The 19,965-nt window shown below is 60.5% G+C and carries 17 protein-coding genes; 11 read left to right on the forward strand and 6 right to left on the reverse strand.

What is annotated here, in order from left to right; translation table 11 throughout:
* The first annotated feature begins 12 nt into the window (after positions 1-12).
* Complete coding sequence (parM, locus tag L972_RS12170; RefSeq protein ID WP_103252105.1) at positions 13-1,056, forward strand: plasmid segregation protein ParM domain-containing protein; 1,044 nt, start codon at positions 13-15, stop codon at positions 1,054-1,056.
* Positions 1,049-1,807: a hypothetical protein gene (locus tag L972_RS12175; RefSeq protein ID WP_227274000.1), complete on the forward strand. Its 759-nt coding sequence runs from the start codon at positions 1,049-1,051 to the stop codon at positions 1,805-1,807. Before parM ends, L972_RS12175 begins: the two co-directional genes overlap by 8 nt.
* Positions 1,808-1,878: 71 nt before the next feature.
* On the opposite strand, the gene moeB is transcribed toward L972_RS12175, so the two are convergent.
* Positions 1,879-2,634 (reverse strand): molybdopterin-synthase adenylyltransferase MoeB, encoded by a 756-nt coding sequence (gene moeB / locus L972_RS12180; protein ID WP_047438517.1) that lies wholly within the window; start codon positions 2,632-2,634, stop codon positions 1,879-1,881.
* The gene (gene moeA / locus L972_RS12185; RefSeq protein WP_047438518.1) at positions 2,631-3,857 is read right to left on the reverse strand and encodes a molybdopterin molybdotransferase MoeA; all 1,227 of its coding nucleotides are present in this window, start codon (positions 3,855-3,857) and stop codon (positions 2,631-2,633) included. The genes moeB and moeA overlap by 4 nt, the downstream gene beginning before the upstream one ends.
* Before the next feature lie 309 nt (positions 3,858-4,166).
* Between moeA and folE the strand changes: the two genes are divergently transcribed.
* Both folE and L972_RS12195 read left to right on the forward strand, forming a co-directional pair.
* Positions 4,167-4,823 (forward strand): GTP cyclohydrolase I FolE, encoded by a 657-nt coding sequence (gene folE / locus L972_RS12190; protein ID WP_005334419.1) that lies wholly within the window; start codon positions 4,167-4,169, stop codon positions 4,821-4,823.
* Between the two features lie 411 nt (positions 4,824-5,234).
* A complete protein-coding gene (locus L972_RS12195) occupies positions 5,235-6,890 on the forward strand; it encodes a methyl-accepting chemotaxis protein (protein ID WP_047438521.1) in 1,656 nt (551 codons plus the stop codon).
* Positions 6,891-6,961: 71 nt separating this feature from the next.
* On the opposite strand, the gene L972_RS12200 is transcribed toward L972_RS12195, so the two are convergent.
* The gene (locus L972_RS12200; protein ID WP_047438523.1) at positions 6,962-8,692 is read right to left on the reverse strand and encodes a formate--tetrahydrofolate ligase; all 1,731 of its coding nucleotides are present in this window, start codon (positions 8,690-8,692) and stop codon (positions 6,962-6,964) included.
* 67 nt (positions 8,693-8,759) lie between these two features.
* Here L972_RS12200 and L972_RS12205 point away from each other — a divergent pair, with 67 nt between their 5' ends.
* Complete coding sequence (locus L972_RS12205) at positions 8,760-9,188, forward strand: hypothetical protein (RefSeq protein WP_047438524.1); 429 nt, start codon at positions 8,760-8,762, stop codon at positions 9,186-9,188.
* 58 nt (positions 9,189-9,246) lie between these two features.
* Here the strand turns inward: L972_RS12205 and L972_RS12210 are convergent, their stop codons facing one another.
* Positions 9,247-10,146, reverse strand: coding sequence for a LysR family transcriptional regulator (locus tag L972_RS12210; protein ID WP_047438526.1), 900 nt, complete (start codon positions 10,144-10,146; stop codon positions 9,247-9,249).
* A gap of 109 nt (positions 10,147-10,255) precedes the next feature.
* Between L972_RS12210 and L972_RS12215 the strand changes: the two genes are divergently transcribed.
* The 4 genes from L972_RS12215 to L972_RS12230 all read left to right on the forward strand — a co-directional run bounded on the left by L972_RS12215 (position 10,256) and on the right by L972_RS12230 (position 13,246).
* Entirely contained in the window at positions 10,256-10,816 is a 561-nt protein-coding gene (locus L972_RS12215) for a YceI family protein (RefSeq protein ID WP_047438528.1), read from the forward strand.
* The gene (locus tag L972_RS12220; protein WP_047438529.1) at positions 10,816-11,553 is read left to right on the forward strand and encodes a hypothetical protein; all 738 of its coding nucleotides are present in this window, start codon (positions 10,816-10,818) and stop codon (positions 11,551-11,553) included. The genes L972_RS12215 and L972_RS12220 overlap by 1 nt, the downstream gene beginning before the upstream one ends.
* Before the next feature lie 182 nt (positions 11,554-11,735).
* Positions 11,736-12,860 carry an adenosylhomocysteinase gene (locus L972_RS12225; RefSeq protein WP_005334409.1) on the forward strand — a complete coding sequence of 375 codons (1,125 nt, stop codon included), beginning with the start codon at positions 11,736-11,738 and terminating at the stop codon, positions 12,858-12,860.
* A gap of 77 nt (positions 12,861-12,937) precedes the next feature.
* Entirely contained in the window at positions 12,938-13,246 is a 309-nt protein-coding gene (locus L972_RS12230) for a SelT/SelW/SelH family protein (RefSeq protein WP_043821170.1), read from the forward strand.
* A 114-nt stretch (positions 13,247-13,360) separates the two neighbouring features.
* Here L972_RS12230 and L972_RS12235 read toward each other — a convergent pair whose 3' ends face one another.
* Entirely contained in the window at positions 13,361-15,070 is a 1,710-nt protein-coding gene (locus tag L972_RS12235; RefSeq protein ID WP_047438532.1) for a lysophospholipid acyltransferase family protein, read from the reverse strand.
* A gap of 202 nt (positions 15,071-15,272) precedes the next feature.
* Positions 15,273-16,496, reverse strand: coding sequence for a peptidase T (pepT, locus tag L972_RS12240; protein ID WP_047438533.1), 1,224 nt, complete (start codon positions 16,494-16,496; stop codon positions 15,273-15,275).
* Positions 16,497-17,509: 1,013 nt separating this feature from the next.
* Between pepT and speA the strand changes: the two genes are divergently transcribed.
* Positions 17,510-19,411: a biosynthetic arginine decarboxylase gene (gene speA / locus L972_RS12245; protein ID WP_005344160.1), complete on the forward strand. Its 1,902-nt coding sequence runs from the start codon at positions 17,510-17,512 to the stop codon at positions 19,409-19,411.
* A gap of 285 nt (positions 19,412-19,696) precedes the next feature.
* Positions 19,697-19,885 (forward strand): hypothetical protein, encoded by a 189-nt coding sequence (locus L972_RS12250; protein WP_005334402.1) that lies wholly within the window; start codon positions 19,697-19,699, stop codon positions 19,883-19,885.
* The last annotated feature ends 80 nt before the right edge of the window (positions 19,886-19,965 follow it).

Below are 19,965 nucleotides of genomic sequence, written 5' to 3' on the forward strand. Positions count from 1 at the left end.
AGGTGTTTCCTCATGTCTGAAGTAATGAAAATGGCCATCGATGATGGCTCGACCAACGTCAAGGTGAGCTGGATTGAGAACAAGGTGCTCAAGACCATCATCTCTCCCAACTCCTTTCGCAAGGACTGGAAGAGCGCCGCATTGCGTAAAGACAAGAAGATCTACAACTACGAGATAGGCAACACCAAGTACACCTACGACGCGACCTCCGATAAGTCTCTGGCCACCACCCATGTGGAGTACCAGTATGACGATCTCAACCTGCTCTCAGTGCATCATGCCCTGTTGCAGACCGGTGTGACGCCGTGCGATGTCGCCATTACCGTGACCCTGCCCATCACCGAGTTTTACAACCCGGACGATTGCCAGCGCAACGAAGAGAAGATCGAGAAGAAACGCCGCAACCTGATGCGTCCGATCACCCTTAACAAGGGCGAGCTGTTCAATATCGTCAGTGTCGAAGTGATGCCGGAGAGTCTGCCTGCTGCGCTTTCCCGTCTGATTGGTTCAGGCTGCAACGAGTTCACCAAGACTCTGGTGATCGACTGTGGCGGCACCACTCTGGATATGGGGATCATCGTCGGTGAGTTTGATGATGTCTCCGATGTCTACGGTAACAACGAGATCGGTGTCTCCATGGTGACCGACGCTACCCGCAAGGCGCTGGCCGCAGCAGACAGCGACTCCAGCTATCTGGTGGCCAACGAGTTTATCAAGCGTCGTCACGACATGAGCTTTGTACGCGATGTGGTCAACGATGAGAGCCAGATCCCCAAGATCCTCGAGAAGATGCAAAACAAGATCGACGAGCTGGGCACTCAGGTTGCACATGAAGCGAAGAAGTTTGCCAAGAACCCGAACCGTGTCTATCTGGTCGGTGGCGGTGCGTCACTGATTTATGACGCGATCAAGGCGGCCTATCCCACCCTGGGTGACCGTGTCGAGCTGCTGGACGATGCTCAGTCCGCGCTGGCTCGTGAAATCTGCCTCTACACCACGGAAGAGGATGAAGTTTATCGCGAAGCGCCTGTGATGGCCGAGGTTGACGATGAGTAGTCAACTCAAGCGCATGACCTTCTCCATCTACATGGATCCGGGTGCGCTGGAGTCTGATCGCTATGCGGTCGGGGTATTGCAGAACTGGTATCAACGGGCGCGAAAGATCCAGGAGGGCACCGAGGAGTTTGACTTCTCCAAGAGCCGTTTCCACAAGGATATCTATCTCTCCGGCATGTTCATGTACGTGCTGGCGCCCAACCTCTGCAAAGCGATTGCCAATGCGCTGGGGCCGGAGCAGGTGAGCATGACCACCCTGCGTCATGCCTTTGCCAGCTGTGGTTTCAATTTGGGTGAGGTCGCTGGCGAGGCGCAGCCTGCCGCGGATGTGATGATCGACGAGATAGTGGCCAGACTGGCCCCACAGCTGGGACAGAGTGATACCACTTCACTGGTGGACGAGATTGTCAGCCGGCTTGGCGAGCAACAACCCGCCGAGATGTGGGATGAACTCAGGCAGGGGCTGCCTGCCGCGCTGGATCATGACCAGCTGGCCGAAGCCATCGCTGGCAAGCTGCCATCAGCAGGGGCCGAGCAGGATCTGGCTCCCCTTGCCAGCAGTATCCAGCTGCTCTCTCGCCAACTGGAAGAGCAATCCCGGCTGATCCGCGAGCAGCACAGATTGATCCAGCGACTGGCCAGTGCCCCCGCTCGACAGAGTGTTGTCGGCACAGAGGCAGAACCTTTGATAGAGGATCTCTCGAGTCAGGTGGCCAATATGAAAAAGGTCAAAGCCAAGGGGATCTTCTGATCTCCGATGTCGCTGCTACATTGAAATAAAAAGCCGAACCACAGGGTTCGGCTTTTTTGATCCCGTTTGGGTCAAGGGTGAGAGCAGACGGGGCAGTCGGGGCGCTTGGGCAGCTTCATCTCGCGGAAGGCGCCGCTCAGGCCGTCGATCATCAGCAGGCGGCCGCTGTAGCTTTTGCCCATGCCTGCCAAGAGTTTGATAGCTTCCAGTGCTTGCAGGCTGCCCACCAGCCCCACCACGGGGGCGAGCACTCCCGCCTCGACACAGGTGAGGGCCTGCTCGCCAAACAGGGCGCTGAGGCAGGCGTAGCAGGGCTCATCTTCCTGCCAGGTGAAGCTGCACAGCTGTCCCTCCAGCCGGATGGCGGCGCCGCTGACCAGTGGCACGCCATGCTGGCGTGCCTTTTGGTTGAGCAGGTTGCGAATGGCCAGGTTGTCAGTGCAATCCAATACCAGCTGGTGTTGGGGCAACAGGGTATCGAGCAGCGCCTCATCGGCCACGGCAGCGTGGGTCTCCACCTTGAGCCAGGGATTGAGGGCACGAAGCGACTGCGCTGCTGAGTCCACCTTGTAGTGACCGATGCGCTCATCGTTGTGCAGCACCTGACGCTGCAGGTTGGAGAGCTCCACCTTGTCGAAATCGACCAGAGTGAGCTGGCCAACCCCGGCCACCGCCAGATACTGGCTGGCGGCGCAGCCAAGGCCACCGGCACCGATCACCAGCACACGGGCCTGCTTGAGCGCCTCCTGTCCCTCGAAATCGAAGGATTTGAGGATGATCTGGCGGTTGTAGCGCAGCAGTTCGGCGTCGCTCAGGATCTCGCTCACAGCAGCAATCCCCCGAATGGCTCCACGGTCACCGTCTCGCCCGCTGCGACGCGGCCCCGCTCGCGCTCAAGAACGATGTAGCAGTTGGCTCGTGACAGGGAGCTGAACACGGCGGAGTCCTGCGAGCCGGTGCTGCGCACCTCGAGGCCGTTTGGCCCCTGACTCATGACGCCGCGCTGGAAGTCGAGTCGGCCCGGGCTCTTTTTGAGTGGCTCGGCCGCAATGGCTTGCAGCTGGAGCGGGCGCTCGAAGTGCTGGCCCGCCAGCTTGGCCAGCGCCGGTTGCACCAGCTGATCGAAGGTGACCATGGCGGAGACGGGGTTGCCCGGCAGGCCGAAGAACCAGGCGTGGGGCAGGCGGCCGAAGGCAAATGGCTTGCCCGGCTTGATGGCCAGCTTCCAGAAGCCGATCTCGCCGAGCTCGTCCAGCAGTTGTTTGGTGAAATCCGCTTCCCCTACCGAGACACCGCCGGTGGTGATGAGTACATCGGCCTCTTCATCGGCGCGGATAAAGGCGGCGCGCAGCTGGGCCGGATCGTCCGGGATGATGCCAAGGTCGAGGCAGTCGCAGCCCATGCGCGCCAGCATGGCCCGCACGCCATAGCGGTTGGAGTCATAGATATCGCCGTGGGCGAGCGGGGTACCGACCGGTTTGAGTTCATCACCGGTGCTGAAGATGGCCACTTTCAGCGGGCGGCGCACCGCGACGGTAGCCACGCCAAGGGAGGCCAGCAGTGGCATCTCTCTTGGGGTGAGGCGGGTACCGGCTGGCAGCACGCAGGCGCCCTTGCCGATATCGCTGCCGGCGCGGCGGATGTTCTGGCCCGGTTCGGGTTGTGCCAGAAAAGTGATCCGATCGTCGTCGGCCTGCGTTTCTTCCTGCATCACCACTGCATCCGTACCGGCCGGTACCGGGGCGCCTGTCATAATCCGCACGCAGTGGCCAGCGGGCCACTCGCCCTGATAGGGCTGACCGGCAAACGCCTTGCCCGCCATGATGAGCGGGGTGCCGCTGGCGAGATCCACAAGGCGCACGGCGTAACCGTCCATGGCGGAGTTGTCGAAAGGGGGCACTGCGAGGGGAGAGGCGATGTCGCTGGCCAGCACCCGGCCAAGGGCCTCTGGCAGGGGCTGCTGCTCGCTGTCGCAGCAGCAGGCGAGTTGTTCCAGCATCCCTTGCAGGGCATCGCTTAAGGGGAGTAGTCCGCTGGTATCAAATCCCATCGTCATGACCTCTTTCTATGATTGAAGGCGGGATTATCACAAAAATCCCCAGGGATGGGCAGGTTATCTCAAGGGAATCTCGGGGTAATCGGCGCTGAAACGGGGTGAGATGGTCATAAAGTATGAGGTGACGCACAAGTTGACTTGAATCTTGGCGGCAATGGCCGTTTACTATGCCGCCATAACAGATGGCTGTCACATCCCGAGTGGCGACCATTACAGCGATACCATCGGCCCTGTACGCCGCCATAACATAAGGGGTTGCTCCTTGAGCTGCCCTCACAGTCCCTGAGCGTGGGAGAGAAGATAATGACAACCTTAAGTCCGGAAGCCTTGCTGGTCAGGGCTGCCCTCGAAGCCCAGGGACTGGAAACCCCCCTGGTCACCAACGAGCTTAACAGCCAGCAGAAGCGGGAGAAGATCGAAGGCCATATGCGCTCCATCATGGAGACGCTGGGGCTGGATCTGACCGATGACAGTCTGGCCGAGACGCCGCACCGCATCGCCAAGATGTACGTCAACGAGATCTTCTCCGGCCTCGATTATTCCACCTTCCCCAAGGTGACAGTGATCGAGAACAAGATGCAGGTGGACGAGATGATCATGGTGCGGGATATCAGCCTCACCAGCACCTGCGAACACCACTTCGTCACCATCGACGGCATGGCCCATGTGGCCTATATCCCTCGCGGCAAGGTGATTGGCCTGTCGAAGATCAACCGTATCGTGCAGTTCTTCGCCCGTCGTCCCCAGGTGCAGGAGAGACTAACCCAGCAGATCCTGCTGGCGCTGCAGACCCTGCTCGGTACCAAGGATGTGGCCATCAGCATCAAGGCGACCCACTACTGCGTCAAGGCGCGCGGGGTGATGGATTCCACTTCCTATACCACCACCACCTCCCTCGGCGGGGTGTTCAAGACCCAGCCCGATACCCGGGCCGAATTTCTGGGCGGCCTGCGCGGATAAGATGGCGGTTGTTTTGTAACCGCCACGCTGAATAAACGAGACGCCAGCAGCCATTGCTGGCGTTTTTCATTGGTCCCGGATGAGAGTGGCGGCCTGCAACGGCTTGACCCGTGCGGCTTGCCTTATGCAAACGTTATGCATTTTTTCGATTTATTCATCTGAGCGGTATATTTAATCGAGCACGATAAATCCCTCGTATTCACCTTACAAAAAGTAACCGGACAGACTCTTTCCGAACCATCACAATCCGGTTACTCTAGCGCCCCCTCACGGCTCTCGCTGCCGCTCATGGAATTCAGAGATATTCATCAAGGTTGGATGGTGCGCCACTGAACAGGTGGCCAGATAGTTCATGCCAGGAGGGCGTGAACCGGACGAGTGCTACGAATTTAACGACCACCAGGATATCCCATGAATACCAGTACCATGACCATAGGCAAAAAACTCACCGCCGGCTTTGCCGTGCTCGGTTTGATGGTCGCCTTTATCGGCGGTTTTTCCCTTGTCCAGTTTGGCAACATGAATGATGTTGCCATCCGGTTTACCGACAGCATCCTGCCTGCGGTCAATCGCACAAGTGCGATCGGGGATTCTCTCGGTGAGTTGCGTCGTTATGAGCTGGGTTATTTCGTGGTGGCTGCCGAGCCGCTGAAAAGGGCTGAATATCGGAGTATTGCCAGTCAACAGCTTAACGCGATCGCGCAGCAGCTGATTGCCCATGACAAGACGATCTGGCCTGAGGATGTGGCGGAGCGCCGTACATTCGATACGGTGAAATCTGACTGGGATCGTTACGTCGCCTTGCACCAGCGAGTCAAACAGCTGCAAGACAGCGATCAGCTTGCCGAAGCCCAACGCATCTTCCTTGAGGAGGGGGTTCCCCTTTACACCGCGCTGAGCAAGTCAGTGGCCTCCCTTATCCAGATTAACCATGGTTATGCGTCTGAATCCCGCAGCGACATTGTCGACTCTTATCAATCCGCCAATCTGAGTGTCACCATCGCGCTGGTGGTCGGTTTGATCCTTGTGGTGGTGCTCTCCGTGGTATTGACCCGCCAGATCCGCGACCCGCTGATCATGCTGGCCCGTCAGGCCCAGCGTATTGCCAATGGCGATCTGGGTCAGGGCGAACTGCAGCAGTGGATCCGTGACAGCCGCTTCAACCGCGATGAACTGGGTCAGCTGGGCTCCGCCATCAACCGGATGCAGGGCTCCCTCTCCGATCTGGTGAGCGAGATCGCCGGCTCCGTGAGCCAACTCAGCAGCGCAGTGGAGGAGGTGAGCGCCATCTCCAGCCAGTCTGCCAGCGGCATGGCCATCCAGCAGAACGAAGTCTCTCAGGTGGCGACAGCCATGAACGAGATGCAGTCCACCGTCAACGAAGTGGCCCGCAACACCACGGATGCCATGAGCGCCGCCAAGGATGCCTCCCGCACCTCTGCTGCTGGCAGCGAAGTGGTTCGCAGCTCGATTACCAGCATCGAAGATGTGTCGGTCAAGATTGAGCAAGCAGGCACAGTAGTGCAGCAGCTGGAGGCCGACAGCGCCAACATCAGCGTGGTGCTGGATGTGATCCGCGATATCGCCGGTCAGACCAACCTGCTGGCCCTTAACGCCGCCATCGAAGCGGCCCGTGCCGGTGAGCAGGGTCGTGGTTTTGCGGTCGTTGCGGATGAAGTGCGTTCATTGGCCCAGCGTACCCAGGACTCCACCGCTGAGATCAGCAAGATGATCGAACTGTTGCAGAGCCGCGCCGCCGAGGCGGGCAACGCCATGCAGCTGAGTCGTCACCAGATGCAGGAGAGTGTCGGTCTGGCGCGGGATGCCGGTACCAGTATCGAGACCATCAACGGTGCCGTGGTGCGCATCACCGACATGAACACCTTGATCGCCACAGCCACCGAAGAGCAGAACGCGGTGACCGAAGAGCTCAACCGCAGCATCGTCAACATTCACAATGCCGCTGACGAGAATGCCCAGGGCGCTCATCAGATCGCCCAGGCTTGCGTCGAGCTGAGCAAGCTGGCCAACACCCTGCACCATATGACCCAGCGCTTCACCCTCTAAGGGTTGATGCATGGATAACAGAAGGCCCCGCAATTGGCGGGGCCTTGTTGTTTCTGGCGTTGTGGAAGGGCTCAGCTCAGGCCGACTATCTCGCCGTTCTCATCGATATCGATATGGCGATAGGCAGGCAAGCTGCCCAGCCCCGGCATGGTCATGATGGGGCCCGCCAACGCATAGACGAACCCGGCACCGGCGCAGAGCTTCACCTCGTCGATGGGCACCTCGAAATCGGTCGGCACTCCCTTGAGGGCGGGGTCGTGGCTGATGGAGAGCGGCGTCTTGGCCACGCAGATGGGCAAGTGATCCCACCCTTCGGCGGAGATCTGGGCCAGCTGCTGGCGCGCTCTGTCGGAGAGCTGCACTCCGCGGCCGCCGTAGCCGCACTCCACCAGGGTAGCCAGCTTGGCGTCGAGGCTCGCCTCGTCGGGGTAGAGCAGTTTCACCTTGCCGGGTTGCTCGCAGGCGGTGACCACGGCGCGGGCCAGCTCGCTGGCACCTGCACCACCCTGGGTGAAGGCGTTGGAGATGGCCGCGCCACAGGCACCGGCTTGCTGCGCTTCATGGGCCAGCAGCGCCAGTTCGGCCTCGCTATCGGTGGGGAAGCGGTTGATGGCGACCACCACCGGCACCCCGTAGCGGCGGGCGTTCCGGATATGCCAGGCGAGGTTGGCGCAGCCCTGCTTGAGGGTCGGCAGGTCTTCCCCCTGCAGGCTGGCTGGCAGCGGTTGGCCCGGGCGGATATCGAGCAGACCGCTGTTGGCCTTGAGGCCGCGCACCGTGGCCACCAGCACCACGCAGGCGGGGGGAATGCCGGATTGGCGGCTCTTGATGTTGAAGAATTTCTCCAGCCCCATGTCGGAGCCAAAACCTGCCTCGGTCACCACATAGTCGGTCAGGCCAAGGGCGATACGATCGGCGATCACCGAGGAGTTGCCGTGGGCGATGTTGGCAAAGGGGCCGGCGTGCACCAGCACCGGTGTCTGTTCGGTGGTCTGCATCAGGGTCGGTTGCAGCGCATCTTTGAGTAGCACCGTCATGGCGCCCGCCACTTCCAACTGTTCGGCTGTAATGGGCTTGCCGTGGATATCGCGGGCCAGCTGGATGCGGCCGATGCGCTGGCGCAGGTCTTTCAGATCGCTCGCCAGCGCCAGAATGGCCATCAGCTCGGAGGCGGCGGTGATGACGAAGCGATCGCTGCGTTCCACCCCATCGGCTGCGCCACCTTGACCTATGGTGAGGTGGCGCAAGGCGCGGTCATTCATGTCGAGGGTGCGCGGCCAGAGGATGTTATCGGCATCGATATCGAGCCGCGGCAGGCCGGTTTTGGCGCTGAACTGGTCGCCGAGTTTGCGCTCATGGAACAGGCGGGCATCGAGGGCTGCAGCCGCCAGATTGTGAGCCGCCGTCAGAGCGTGAAAATCGCCGGTGAGGTGGAGGTTCATCTCCTCCATCGGCACCACCTGGGCGTGGCCGCCACCTGCGGCCCCCCCCTTGACCCCGAATACCGGACCGAGACTCGGCTGGCGGATAGTGGCGATGCTGGGCTGGCCGATATGGTTGAGCCCCATGGAGAGGCCAAGGGTAGTCACCGTCTTCCCTTCACCGAGTGGGGTCGGGGTGATGGCGCTCACCAGTACCAGCTTGCCGCTCTGCTTGGGTTGAGACGTGAGCAGGTCGAGGCTGAGTTTGCCTTTGTTGTGGCCATGAGGGCTGAGCAGGTGCTGGGGGATGGCGAGGCGTTCGGCCAGCGCGTGGATTGAGAGACGGGGGGACTGGCGGGAGATCTCGATATCGCTTAGCATCAGCACCTCGTTGGCATATCGGGGTAAAATATGCGGCGCAGTCTAGTGGAATATAACGGGTAATCCAATGACGAAAACGATTTTATTTGGTGAGGGTGAGGTTCGTCAGAATCCTGTTCGGCTGGATCTCAACGCACTCTATCATCCTCCCAAGCAGCCGATGACGGCGCTGGGGATTGTCAGCGCGCTGGTGCCGTTGTTCGGTTTCGGCTGGCAGGCGATGACCCAGGACCCCGAAACCCAGCTGCGCCACGAGATCCGCAAACGGGTCAACAAGCACAAGACCGACGAGGCAAACCTCATTCTGATCCTGCAGCTGGCCGCCATGTTTGACTGCCCCGAGATTGAAGTGGCGCTCCCCTATGCCCTCAGTGAGCAGCAGTTTTCGGTGATAGGCACCCGTTTGCCACGCTGGCAGTTAAGCCTCGAGCAGGAGCGTCTGCTAGCCAAGCTCACCCCTGTTGCCGCATCCACCACCGCATCCGGCCAGCGTTAGGTTTCAAGCCGGACCAGCAGGCCGGACAGTCAGGCCGTATCTTCTGCTCTGGCAATCATCACGGCTTATCCCACTGTTGCGGGGCGAGATAGCGCTCCTGCACGAACTCGATAAAGCAGCGCACCTTGGCCGAGACGAAGCGGCGGTGCGGATAGACCGCATAAAGTCCCACATCTCCCTTGTCCCACTCCGGCAGCAGGCTGACCAGCTGCCCTGACCGCAGGGCCTCCCCCACGATAAAGGTGGGCTGCAATATGATGCCCTGATCATCACAAGCGGCGCGGGTCAGCGCCACCCCGTTGTTGGCCCGCAGCGGCCCCTGTGGCCGGATGCTCTGCTGCTCGCTTCCCCGTTTGAAGTGCCACTCCGGCTGGGTCAGGGTGTAGATCAGACAGTCGTGCTGCTTGAGATCATCGGGTTTTTCCGGTCTGCCCTTGCGTGCCAGATAGGCGGGGCTGGCGCAAAGCTCGACCCGAATGGTGGCAAGCTGGCGCGCCACCAGCGAGGAGTCGCTGAGGTGGCCGATCCGCAGCGCCAGATCGAACCCCTCTTCCACCAGTGCCACCCGCCGGTCGCTGTACTCGATATCGAGCTTGAGATCGGGAAAGCGCTGGCGAAACAGCGGCAGGGCGGGGGAGAGGTGCAGATAGCCAAAATCCATCGGCACCGAGAGCTTGAGGGTGCCGTTGGGCTGCTGGTTGTGGTGAGTCAGCTGGCTGTGGGTCTCTTCCAGCTCCGCCAGCAGGGCGAGGGAGCGCTGGTAGTAGAACTGCCCCGCTTCGGTGGGATTGACCTGACGGGTGGTGCGCGACAGCAGCCGGGTGGCGAGGGACTCCTCCAGCTGCTGCATTAGCTTGGAGGCCATGGCGACCGAGATGCCGAGCTGGTTGGCGGCCTTGGTAAAGCTCTGGCACTCCACCACCTTGATAAAGGTGCGCATGGCGGCGATCTGGTCCATTTTCCATCCTCAGTAAATAATGAATTTAATAAATCACTGATTATTCATCTTCAGAACGAGGTTAGCATTTTAACCACTGATGTGAACCCCAAGATGAAGGAACGAACGGATGAAAATGACCAAGGCTCTGCTGGCCTCCTGCCTGTTTATGGCTACTCCTCTGATGGCGGCGGATTACGATGTGGATGCGGCGCACACCACAGTGCAGTTCAAGGTGGGTCACCTGGGCTTCTCCGAGCTGGTGGGTAGCTTCAACACCTTCAGCGGCACCTTCAGCATGGATGACGCCAACCCGGCGGCCGCCAAGGCGAGCTTTGAAGTGGATGCCGCCAGCGTCGACTCCAATCACGAGGCCCGCGACAAACACCTGCGCAGCCCGGACTTCCTCGACGTGAAACAATATCCCAAGATGACCTTCGTCAGCTCCGCTTACGAGGGCACCAAGGATAAAGGCGTGCTAAAAGGGACCCTGACCCTGCACGGCGTCTCCAAGGAAGTGGCCTTCGATCTGGTCAAAATTGGCGAAGGCAAGGATCCCTGGGGCGGCTACCGCAGCGGTTTCAACGCCTCCACCACCATCAAGCGCAGTGACTTTGGCGTGAGCTACATGCTGCCCGGCATCCCGGACGAGATGAATATCAACCTGTTTGTCGAAGGCGTGCGCAAGTAATGGGCGCGGAACTTCTGCTGCAAACCCTGGCGGCTCCTCTGGGAGCCGCTTTGCTATCGTGGCGCTGGCCGCGACTGGGGTATCTGTGGGGCGCGCTGGCGCTCTGGCTGGTGGGATCCTGGCTCGGCGGCTTCTATGGCATGCCGGAAAAGGCGTGGCAGTGGCTGCCGCTGACCCTGCTGGTGCCCGCCATTGCGGCTCAGGTGAGTGACCTGCGCGGTTCGCTGCTGCTCTTTGCCGTGTTCAGTGCGCTGGTGTGGTGGCAGGGATTGGCCTCGGTACTGGCGAGCGAACCCGGGATCTGGCTGGCACTGCTGCCCGCTATCCTCTGGTTTGGCTGGAGCACCTTGCGCTGTGATAGCCGCGAGGGGCTCGGGTTTGCCCTCGGCTTTATCTGGCTGGCGCTGGTGATCGGCATCGATGGCAGTCTGCTGATTGCCCAACTGGCCGGTGCGCTGGCCGCTTTCGCCGGTTTTCGCGCCCTGCTCGCCACCTTTGTTGGCATCAGGGTAGCGCCCGCCGGTCTGGCGCTGGCCCTCGCCTTTGTCCAGATGCTGGCCTGGCAATATGTGGAGGTGCCGCTGCTGGTATTGCTGCCGGTCTGGTTGCTGCCGCTGCTGGAGTGGGCGTTGCGTGACAAACCGTTGCCAGTGCGTTGGGGTGGACTGATCTTGCTCGCCGCGGCAGGAACCGGGCTCAGCCTGTGGTGGGTGTGGCCTGCTGCTTCTTTGTACTGATTTTTGCATGAAAAACAGGCAATTACAGTCATTTTTGCATACCCGCTCATACTCTTGGCAGATAATGATTGAGCCACCTATGTGTTTCAGATAAAAAGGTTTTTCATTTTATTTGGATACACACAGAACCCGGCCGCGCCGGGTTCTGTTTGCCTGCTTTGCGGCACATAAGGAGGCCACAGTTGCGCAGTCAAGGATCTGAGCATCTGTTTTTTCGCCATTTCACCGGACAGGGACGCATCGACGGTCTCTGCATTCTGCTGGTCACTCACCTGCTTCCCGATCGCCCCCGTTTTATCGAAGCGCTTTCCCGGATTGGGCGGATTGGTGCCATTTTACCCAAACCGAAATCGGTACACGGCCCGACCCTGGAGTGGGTATCCCAGCACTATCCGGTGCTGCCCCTCAACCGGCGCTGGACCAATGATCCCGACAGCCTTATCCAGCAGATTGCACCGCTGGTGGCCCCCCACGAGCGGTTGCTGATCCTCGATATTGGCGGTTACTTTGCCAAAACACAGGTGATCTTGAGTGAATACTTTGGCCCCCGTTTCCTAGGGGTGGTGGAGATGACCGAGAACGGCCATCAACGCTATGAGCAAGAGGTGCTGGCGACCCCGGTGGTGTCGGTGGCTCGCAGCCCCCTCAAGCAGGCCGAGGATATCCAGATTGGTTTGAGCGTGGTCTACTCCGCGGAGTCGCTGGCTCGTAACCTCAACCGTACTTTCAACGTCTGCGAAGCCGTGCTGTTTGGCTATGGCAAGGTGGGGCGCAGCATCGCCCGCGACCTGCGTTGTCGCAACCTCCATCTCGGGCTGGTGGAGACCGATGTGCTGCGACAGGTCGAAGCGCTCTCTCACGGTTTTCGCTTGATCACCAAGGCTGAAGCCTTGAGCCGCGCCGAGCTGGTGATCTGCTCTACCGGCAACGGCTCGCTGGACTTGGCGGATCTGCAGGCGCTGCGCCCCGGCACCATGGTCGCCTCGGTCACCTCGGCCGACGACGAGTTTGCCTTCTCGCTGGCCCAGTTGCCGTGGCCGAGCGAAGAGGTGTGCCCCCATGTGCTGGCCCTCAACCGGCCGGATGGCACCCAGATCTACCTGCTCAACCGGGGCGAGGCGGTCAACTTCGTTCATGGCGCCGTGATTGGCGAATATGTCTATCTGGTGCTGGCGGAGATCATGGAAGGGATCCGGATGCTGGCGGCAGGCCCTCTTGCACCCGGCCTGTTCGAGCTGCCAGAATCGGCGATGCGTACTATTGCCCGCCATTGGCTGGCCGATTTTCATGGGGTTGATCAGCACTGATTTGACCGAATCGGGATCGGCCATTGGGCGGCAGTACGCCATTTCCCGCCATTGGCCGCTTTTTTATGGAGTCACTCATGACCGAGTCTGAAACCCTGATCAGCAAACCCCGCATCGAAATCCGCTACTGCACCCTCTGTCGCTGGATGCTGCGCGCCGCCTGGCTGGCGCAGGAGCTGCTCTCCACCTTCGACAGCGATCTGGGGGAGGTGGCGCTGGTGCCGGCCAGCAAGGGGGAGTTCCGCATTCTGGTGAGCGGGGTGCAGGTGTGGGATCGGGTGGTCGATGACGGCTTCCCTGAGGCCAAGGAGATCAAGCAGCGGGTGCGTGACGTCATCGCCCCTGAGCGGGATCTCGGCCACTCGGATCGCAAGGCGGCCGAGTAACGCCAGATGGGCAGAGCGCCTCGAAAAGGTGCTGAGCATGAGAGCGAAAGGAGAGGGAGGCGATGGCCTCTCTCTCCTTTTTTGCCTTTGGCTGTTTGCCTGGCTCCAGAAGGGTTATAAGCGCGGCTCGGCCAGATGACTGCCGATATAGCGGGCCCGCTTGTGGGACTTGATGCGGCTCACATCGACCCACACCAGCCCGTCGATGCAGTGGTTGAAGTCGGGGTCGATGCCAAAATCCATAAACTGGACGCCGCCCGGCTCGCACAGCTCGGAATACTGCTTGTAGAGGGTAGGGATGGCGCAGCCCAAATTGTCGAGGCGGGCCTTGAGTGCTTTGAGGTCGGCGCCGTAATCCAACCCCTCGAACAGAGGTTGCGTCTCGGGGTAGGGACGGCGGGAGGGGGCCAGCGCCAGCTCGGGGGCAAAGTGCTGGCGGTAGAAGCTCACCAGCAGATCCTTGGCCGCCGGCGGCAGGCTGCCGGAGAGCGACACCGGGCCAAACAGGTAGCGGTAGCGGGGATAGCGGGCCAGATAGGCACCGATGCCGAACCAGAGATAATCGAGCCCCCGCTTGCCCCAGTAGGCGGGCTGGATAAAGCTGCGGCCAAGCTCGATGGCCTGCTCCAGCCGGGGCAGCAACTTATCCTCGAAGCCGAACAGGGTATGGCTGTAGAGACCATCTTTCCCCTTGCTGGCCAGCAGCTCGGCCACCGGGGCGAACCGGTAGGCACCGATAATGTCGAGTCGGGCCGGATCCCAGAGGATCAGGTGGTGATAGTCGTTGTCAAAGCCATCGAGATCCCGCCGCTTGCCGGATCCTTCCCCCACAGCGCGAAAGGCGATCTCCCGCAGTCGCCCCAGCTCGCGCAGGATCACCGAGTGGCTCAGTTCGTGGCGGCGGTAGAGGTAGATCCCCTGACCATCCGGGGTGGTGCCGAGCTGCTCGCAGCTTTCGATGGCCTGTTTGAGTTGGCGGCGATCCTCCGGCAGGGCGATGGGGGCCTCGGTCTGCAGGCGCCCTGCCTTGCCACGGCCAATCCGGTAGAGGTGGTTGCGCACCAGCCGCGCCGCCGTCTTGGCGGGCAGCTCCTGAAAACTGCCGAGCGGAATGCGCGCCCCTATGGTCACCGGCAGGGTCTGCCCCTGCTGGCGAAACAGCTGACGCACCAGCAACAGGGCGGAGGCGGGCTTGTTGAGCCAGGAGGCGAGATAGAACCAGAGGCTGTTGCGCCCCCCCAGATGGATGGGTACCAGCGGGGTGCGGGTGCGCTGGGCCAGTTTGATAAAGCCTGCCTGCCAGGGGCCGTCTTTCACCCCCTTGAGGCCAAGCCGCGAGACTTCGCCTGCGGGGAAGATCACCAGCGCCCCTTCATGGGCGAGGTGTTCATTCATGGCGAGGATGGCCTGTCGATCGGTCTTGCCCTCCATATTGTCTACCGGCAATAGCAGAGGGCGCAGCGGCGCGAGCTGGGCCAGCAGCTGGTTGGCGACGATCTTCACATCGGGTCGGATGCGGCCGAGCAGTTGCAGCAGCGCCAGTCCGTCCAGCGAGCCGATGGGGTGGTTGGCGACAAGAATGACCCGGCCGCTGGCGGGAATATGCTCGAGTTGCGCCTCGCTGACCCGATAGTCGAAATCGAGTTGGGTCAGCGCCTGCTCGACAAAGTCGAGGCCGCGCAGGTGCGGATAGCGGGCGGCAAAGTCGGCAAAGGCCTGTTCGTTGAGCAACCAGCCCAGCAGCCGCTTTAACAGCGGGGTGAGCAGGGGGTAGCCAAGCAGGCGGGGGAAGTGCTGGGTCAGCAGGGTATCGATAGTGAACATCTGGAGGGCTCCGGCGATCCGTTGCTCCCAGCATGATGTGACACTGTTCCCGCGACATGTCAGCGGGATGACAGTTTGATGGCAGCGGCGGCCAGTTGCTCCTGAGCGACTCTCCCCGGTTTCCCTTTGTTGATGGGTGATGGCCAGATAGCAAGGGGGGAGCCGGTTAACCGGCTCCCCCCTTGGTTGTCATGGTAATCGATTAACCGCGCCAGGCTGCGGTGAGGCGCACCAGCTCCACCAGGGTGGCGACCGATTTCTCCATGGATTGCAGCGGGATGAACTCGTGCTTGCCGTGGAAGTTGTGGCCACCGGTGAAGAGGTTGGGGCAGGGCAGGCCCATAAAGGAGAGGCGGGCGCCATCGGTACCGCCGCGAATGGGCTTGATTTTCGGCACCACGTCGGCGGCTTCCATGGCGGCCTTGGCCAGCTCGACGATATGCATGTGCGGCTCAATCTGGCTGCGCATGTTGCGATAGCTGTCGGTCAGGGTCAGCTCGATGCGGGCCTTCGGATACTCGGCCTGCAGGGCGGCCACCCGGCTCTGCATCTCGGCCTTGCGTGCGGCGAAGTGCTCGTCGTCGAAGTCACGGATGATGTAGTGCAGGGTGCTCTCCTCCACGGTGCCGCTCATCTGGGCCAGATGGAAGAAGCCCTCATACCCGTCGGTGCACTCCGGGGTCTGCTCGGCAGGCATGGCGGCGTGGAAGCGGGCGGCCAAGGTCTGGCTGTTGATCATGGTCCCCTTGGCGGTGCCGGGGTGGACGTTATTGCCGATAAAACGAACTGTGGCGCTGGCGGCGTTGAAATTTTCATACTCCAGCTCGCCCAGTTCGCCGCCATCCACGGTATAGGCCCACTTGGCCGGGAATCTCTCCAGCGGGAACAGGTTGGCGCCGCGGCCGATCTCCTCATCCGGGGTAAATCCGACCCAGATATCGCCACGTGGGATCTCGGGGTGGGCCTGCAGGTGGTCGATGGCGGTGAGGATCTCGGCAATGCCCGCCTTGTCGTCGGCGCCAAGCAAAGTAGTGCCGTCGGTGGTGATGAGATCCTGACCCAGGTAGTTTTTCAGGAAGCGGTAGTCACGAATGGCGAGCACCTCGTCACCCTTGCCAAGGCAGATGTCGCCGCCCTGATAGTTTTCGATGATTTGCGGTACTACCTGCTCCGCCTCGTAGTCGGCGGTGTCCATGTGGGCAATCAGGCCGATGGAGGGGGCGTCCGGCTGGTTGCCTGGCAGGCAGCCGGTGAGGTAGCCGTGCTCATCCAGAGTGACCCGGGTCAGCCCCAGCGCCTTCATCTCTTCTTGCAGGGCACGGGCAAAGATCAGCTGGCCTTCGCTGCTGGGGCAGGCTGGATTGGTCTCATCGGAGCGGGTATGAAAAGTTACGTAACGCAGAAAACGCTCAAGCAGGGTATCCATTAGTCAGCCTCTAACCGATTGTGAGCGGTCATTGTGGCCAATCCGTGCGGGGCACTCATTGCGTCAGCGCAGGTTTTTCCCATTTTTTGACGCAAGGGAAGAGCGGCGAATGTGCGGCGCGCGGGGCAACGTCCGGGAGGGAGATCGCATAAATGTGGCATTTATTGCGATATTTAGGCGCTGGCGGTGGCGGCCAAAATCCCCTCAGCGACCGCACAGCAAGGCGTCAGCCCAATCATGGCGTTTCACACACTTTTCAAGGGGAAACCGGGCTGTCGCATAACCTGCGCCATCCCAGAGCCCGCCTGCCCGCCAGCAAGATTTGATCGACTTATTAAAAGGGGATTTTGAACACTATTTTTTATTGTCACTGCCCGCGGTAAGTGTGTACACTCCGCGCCGATCCAAGGGCAACCCTGAAGCAGGCAGAGCCGCCAGAAACCCGACCGATCATACGCCTATAGGGCGAGGCACGCAGAAACGACAGACACTGCTGGGGAATGGTTTCTTTAATACCGGTTAGGCTCCGGTATCAGGGAGAACAACAGACTCTCATCCTTCATTTGACCGAGTGGGCCACCGGCTCATCATCTTCCCTTGTCATGGGCGGTCACTGACGGTGAGGTGGGCTGTGGTTGTTGTCGTCTATCAACACGCATGCGTGCTGGCGCCTTCGCTTCTCTTCCTTGGAACCCTCTCCTTCTGTCGGGATCGCTGCCGAATGATGAACTGACGGCGTGGCTGATGTCGTCTGTCATCAAAGTACCGCGGCGCTACGGCATAGTGGCACCGCATACCGTTGAGCTTGATGTAAAGCCACCAGCCCCACATCAAGACTCGTTACTTCCCCAAGATCCACCAGGCAGCCTCTGGCTTGCCGCGATGTGCAAAGGGTTGGTTTGAGTGGCTGCGTCTCGTGATGGCAGCGCTCGCCGTACTCTGCACTAGATGGTCTGGATGTGATTGAGGGTAACGAAGGCGACTTTGGGTCGCTCATTTGCGAGGCATAGCCCATGACTAACTGGTCCAGCAAGGACTCCTTGAAGGTCTACAACGTTCCCTACTGGGGTGCGGGTTTTTTCAATATCAATGACGCCGGTCATGTGACCGTCGCCCCCGACAAATCACGCCCTGACGCGCATATCGTGCTCTCTGACGCCATCGAACAGTTGCGTCAGTCCGGGCTGACCACCCCCGTGTTGCTGCGCTTCCCCGACATTCTCAAGAGTCGGGTCGATGCGCTGTTCAACGCCTTTGGTCAGGCCATCGAAAAGTCTGGCTATGAAGGGGACTACCTCTGCGTTTACCCGATCAAGGTAAACCAGCAGCGTCGTGTCATCGAGACCATCAGCCAGTCCTACAGCGACAAGCCCCGGCTTGGCCTGGAAGCTGGTTCCAAACCGGAACTGCTGGCCGTGCTGTCCCATCACCATGAGCAAGGCTCTGTGATCGTCTGCAACGGTTACAAAGACCGCGAATATATCCGCCACGCCCTCTTGGGCAACCTGATGGGCCACAAGGTCTACATCGTGGTGGAGAAGCCCTCCGAACTGGAAATGGTGCTGGACGAGTCAGCTCGTCTCAACATCAAGCCCAACATCGGGGTGCGTGCCAAGCTCGCTTCCACCGGCTCCGGCATGTGGGAATCGAGCGGTGGCTCCATGTCCAAATTTGGTCTCTCCGCCTCCCAGATCCTGGCGCTGATCGAACGTCTGCGCGGGCTGGGCAAGCTGGATTGCCTGCAACTGCTGCACTTCCATCTGGGCTCCCAGATCGCCAATATCCGCGACATTCAGGGCGGCATCCGTGAGTGCGGCCGTTTCTACGCCGAACTGCGTCGCCTCGGTGCCAACATCGAGGTAGTGGACGTCGGTGGCGGCCTGGGTGTGGACTACGAGGGAACCCGTTCCCAGAGCCACTGCTCCGCCAACTACAGCCTCTCCGAGTACGCCAACAACGTGGTATGGGGTATCGGCGATGTCTGCCGCGAGTTCGATCTGCCGCACCCGACCATCATCAGCGAGTCTGGCCGTGCCCTGACCGCCCACCACGCCGTGCTGGTCACCAATATCATTGGTGCCGAAGGGGTGGAGATGAACGACATCAGCGCGCCGGACGAAGATGCGCCGACCATTCTGCAGAACATGTGGAAAGGCTGGCTGGATCTGCGCAGCGAAGATCCCTCCCTTCTGGAGATCTTCCATGACTCGGTGGCAGATCTGGGTGACGTGAATACCCAGTACACCATGGGCCTCTTGAACCTTGAACAGCGTGCCTGGGCCGAGATGCTGCACCAGAACACCTGTCTGGCACTCAAAGAGATGCTCAACCCGGTCAACCGCAACCACCGTGCGCTGGCTGACGAGCTGAGTGAAAAGCTGGCGGACAAGTGCTTTGCCAACTTCTCTCTGTTCCAGTCCCTGCCGGATGCCTGGGGTATCGGTCAGGTATTCCCGGTGATGCCGCTGGCTGGTCTCGATCGTCCGCTTAGCCGTCGCGGTATCCTGATGGATATCACCTGTGACTCCGACGGTCAGGTCGAGCACTATGTCGACGGTCTGGGGGTCGAGAGCACCCTGCCGATGCCGGTTTATGGCGAAAACGAAGAGTGCCACGTCGGCTTCTTCCTGGTCGGTGCCTATCAGGAGATCCTCGGCGATCTGCACAACCTGTTCGGTGACACCCACTGCGCGGAAGTGTGGCTGGACGAAGAGGGCAAGATGGACATTCGCAACGTGGTGCGTGGCGACACCGTCGACCAGCTGCTGCGTTACGTCAACATCGACCCGTCCGTGATCCGCGAAAACTACCAGCGGATCGCCGCTCACCCGGCGCTGGACGATGCCACTCGCAAAGCCCTGCTCGACGAGCTGGAGCTGGGCCTGCAAGGCTACGCCTATCTGGAAGACGAATAAGCCTCTGGCTTGTTTGCCCCGTCGATGAAAACAACATGACGGGAATGAAAAAACGGCGCCTACGGGCGCCGTTTTTGTTGCCGGGGGGCCATCCGGCGATATGACGGGGCGCTCGACTCATCTTCATTCGGATAACCGATGGTGGCTCGGGGCATCCGCAGGCCACAGATCTGGCAGATATCTGTCCCTTGCAGCCGCTTCCCTTGATCTGCATCAAGCTTGAACCTCGGTGGTTATTTTACGGTCAGGAGTGATGTTGATGGGATGTAACAAAAGGATATACATATGGAACTGAAAAGGGACCCGAGATGCTATACCGACGTCTGTATCGACGGTAAGTGGTATCACTACGACCACTGCAGCACCAACGTCTACATGCTGATGGGAGGCGCTGCGCCGAGCCTTCAGCTGGCCTATGAGCCGAGCAGCGAAGAGGAGCTGATCGAGATGCTCCAGCAGCTGGGGCGCTTCTGACTTACCGAATTGATGTCTTGCCATATGGCCATCGGGCGCGTTGCCACGATGGCCACCACTCTTAATCGCTGCAGCTTATC

This window comes from Aeromonas sp. ZOR0001 (assembly GCF_000801015.1).
Classification (GTDB): domain Bacteria; phylum Pseudomonadota; class Gammaproteobacteria; order Enterobacterales; family Aeromonadaceae; genus Aeromonas; species Aeromonas veronii.

Excerpts from the sequence above, each read along its gene's own strand:
- parM (WP_103252105.1), top strand. The coding sequence starts at position 13 with ATGTCTGAAGTAATGAAAATGGCCATCGATGATGGCTCGACCAACGTC.
- L972_RS12175 (WP_227274000.1), top strand. The coding sequence starts at position 1,049 with ATGAGTAGTCAACTCAAGCGCATGACCTTCTCCATCTACATGGATCCG.
- moeA (WP_047438518.1), bottom strand. The coding sequence starts at position 3,857 with ATGGGATTTGATACCAGCGGACTACTCCCCTTAAGCGATGCCCTGCAA.
- folE (WP_005334419.1), top strand. The coding sequence starts at position 4,167 with ATGACAACCTTAAGTCCGGAAGCCTTGCTGGTCAGGGCTGCCCTCGAA.
- L972_RS12195 (WP_047438521.1), top strand. The coding sequence starts at position 5,235 with ATGAATACCAGTACCATGACCATAGGCAAAAAACTCACCGCCGGCTTT.
- L972_RS12200 (WP_047438523.1), bottom strand. The coding sequence starts at position 8,692 with ATGCTAAGCGATATCGAGATCTCCCGCCAGTCCCCCCGTCTCTCAATC.
- L972_RS12205 (WP_047438524.1), top strand. The coding sequence starts at position 8,760 with ATGACGAAAACGATTTTATTTGGTGAGGGTGAGGTTCGTCAGAATCCT.
- L972_RS12210 (WP_047438526.1), bottom strand. The coding sequence starts at position 10,146 with ATGGACCAGATCGCCGCCATGCGCACCTTTATCAAGGTGGTGGAGTGC.
- L972_RS12215 (WP_047438528.1), top strand. The coding sequence starts at position 10,256 with ATGAAAATGACCAAGGCTCTGCTGGCCTCCTGCCTGTTTATGGCTACT.
- L972_RS12220 (WP_047438529.1), top strand. The coding sequence starts at position 10,816 with ATGGGCGCGGAACTTCTGCTGCAAACCCTGGCGGCTCCTCTGGGAGCC.
- L972_RS12230 (WP_043821170.1), top strand. The coding sequence starts at position 12,938 with ATGACCGAGTCTGAAACCCTGATCAGCAAACCCCGCATCGAAATCCGC.
- L972_RS12235 (WP_047438532.1), bottom strand. The coding sequence starts at position 15,070 with ATGTTCACTATCGATACCCTGCTGACCCAGCACTTCCCCCGCCTGCTT.
- pepT (WP_047438533.1), bottom strand. The coding sequence starts at position 16,496 with ATGGATACCCTGCTTGAGCGTTTTCTGCGTTACGTAACTTTTCATACC.
- speA (WP_005344160.1), top strand. The coding sequence starts at position 17,510 with ATGACTAACTGGTCCAGCAAGGACTCCTTGAAGGTCTACAACGTTCCC.
- L972_RS12250 (WP_005334402.1), top strand. The coding sequence starts at position 19,697 with ATGGAACTGAAAAGGGACCCGAGATGCTATACCGACGTCTGTATCGAC.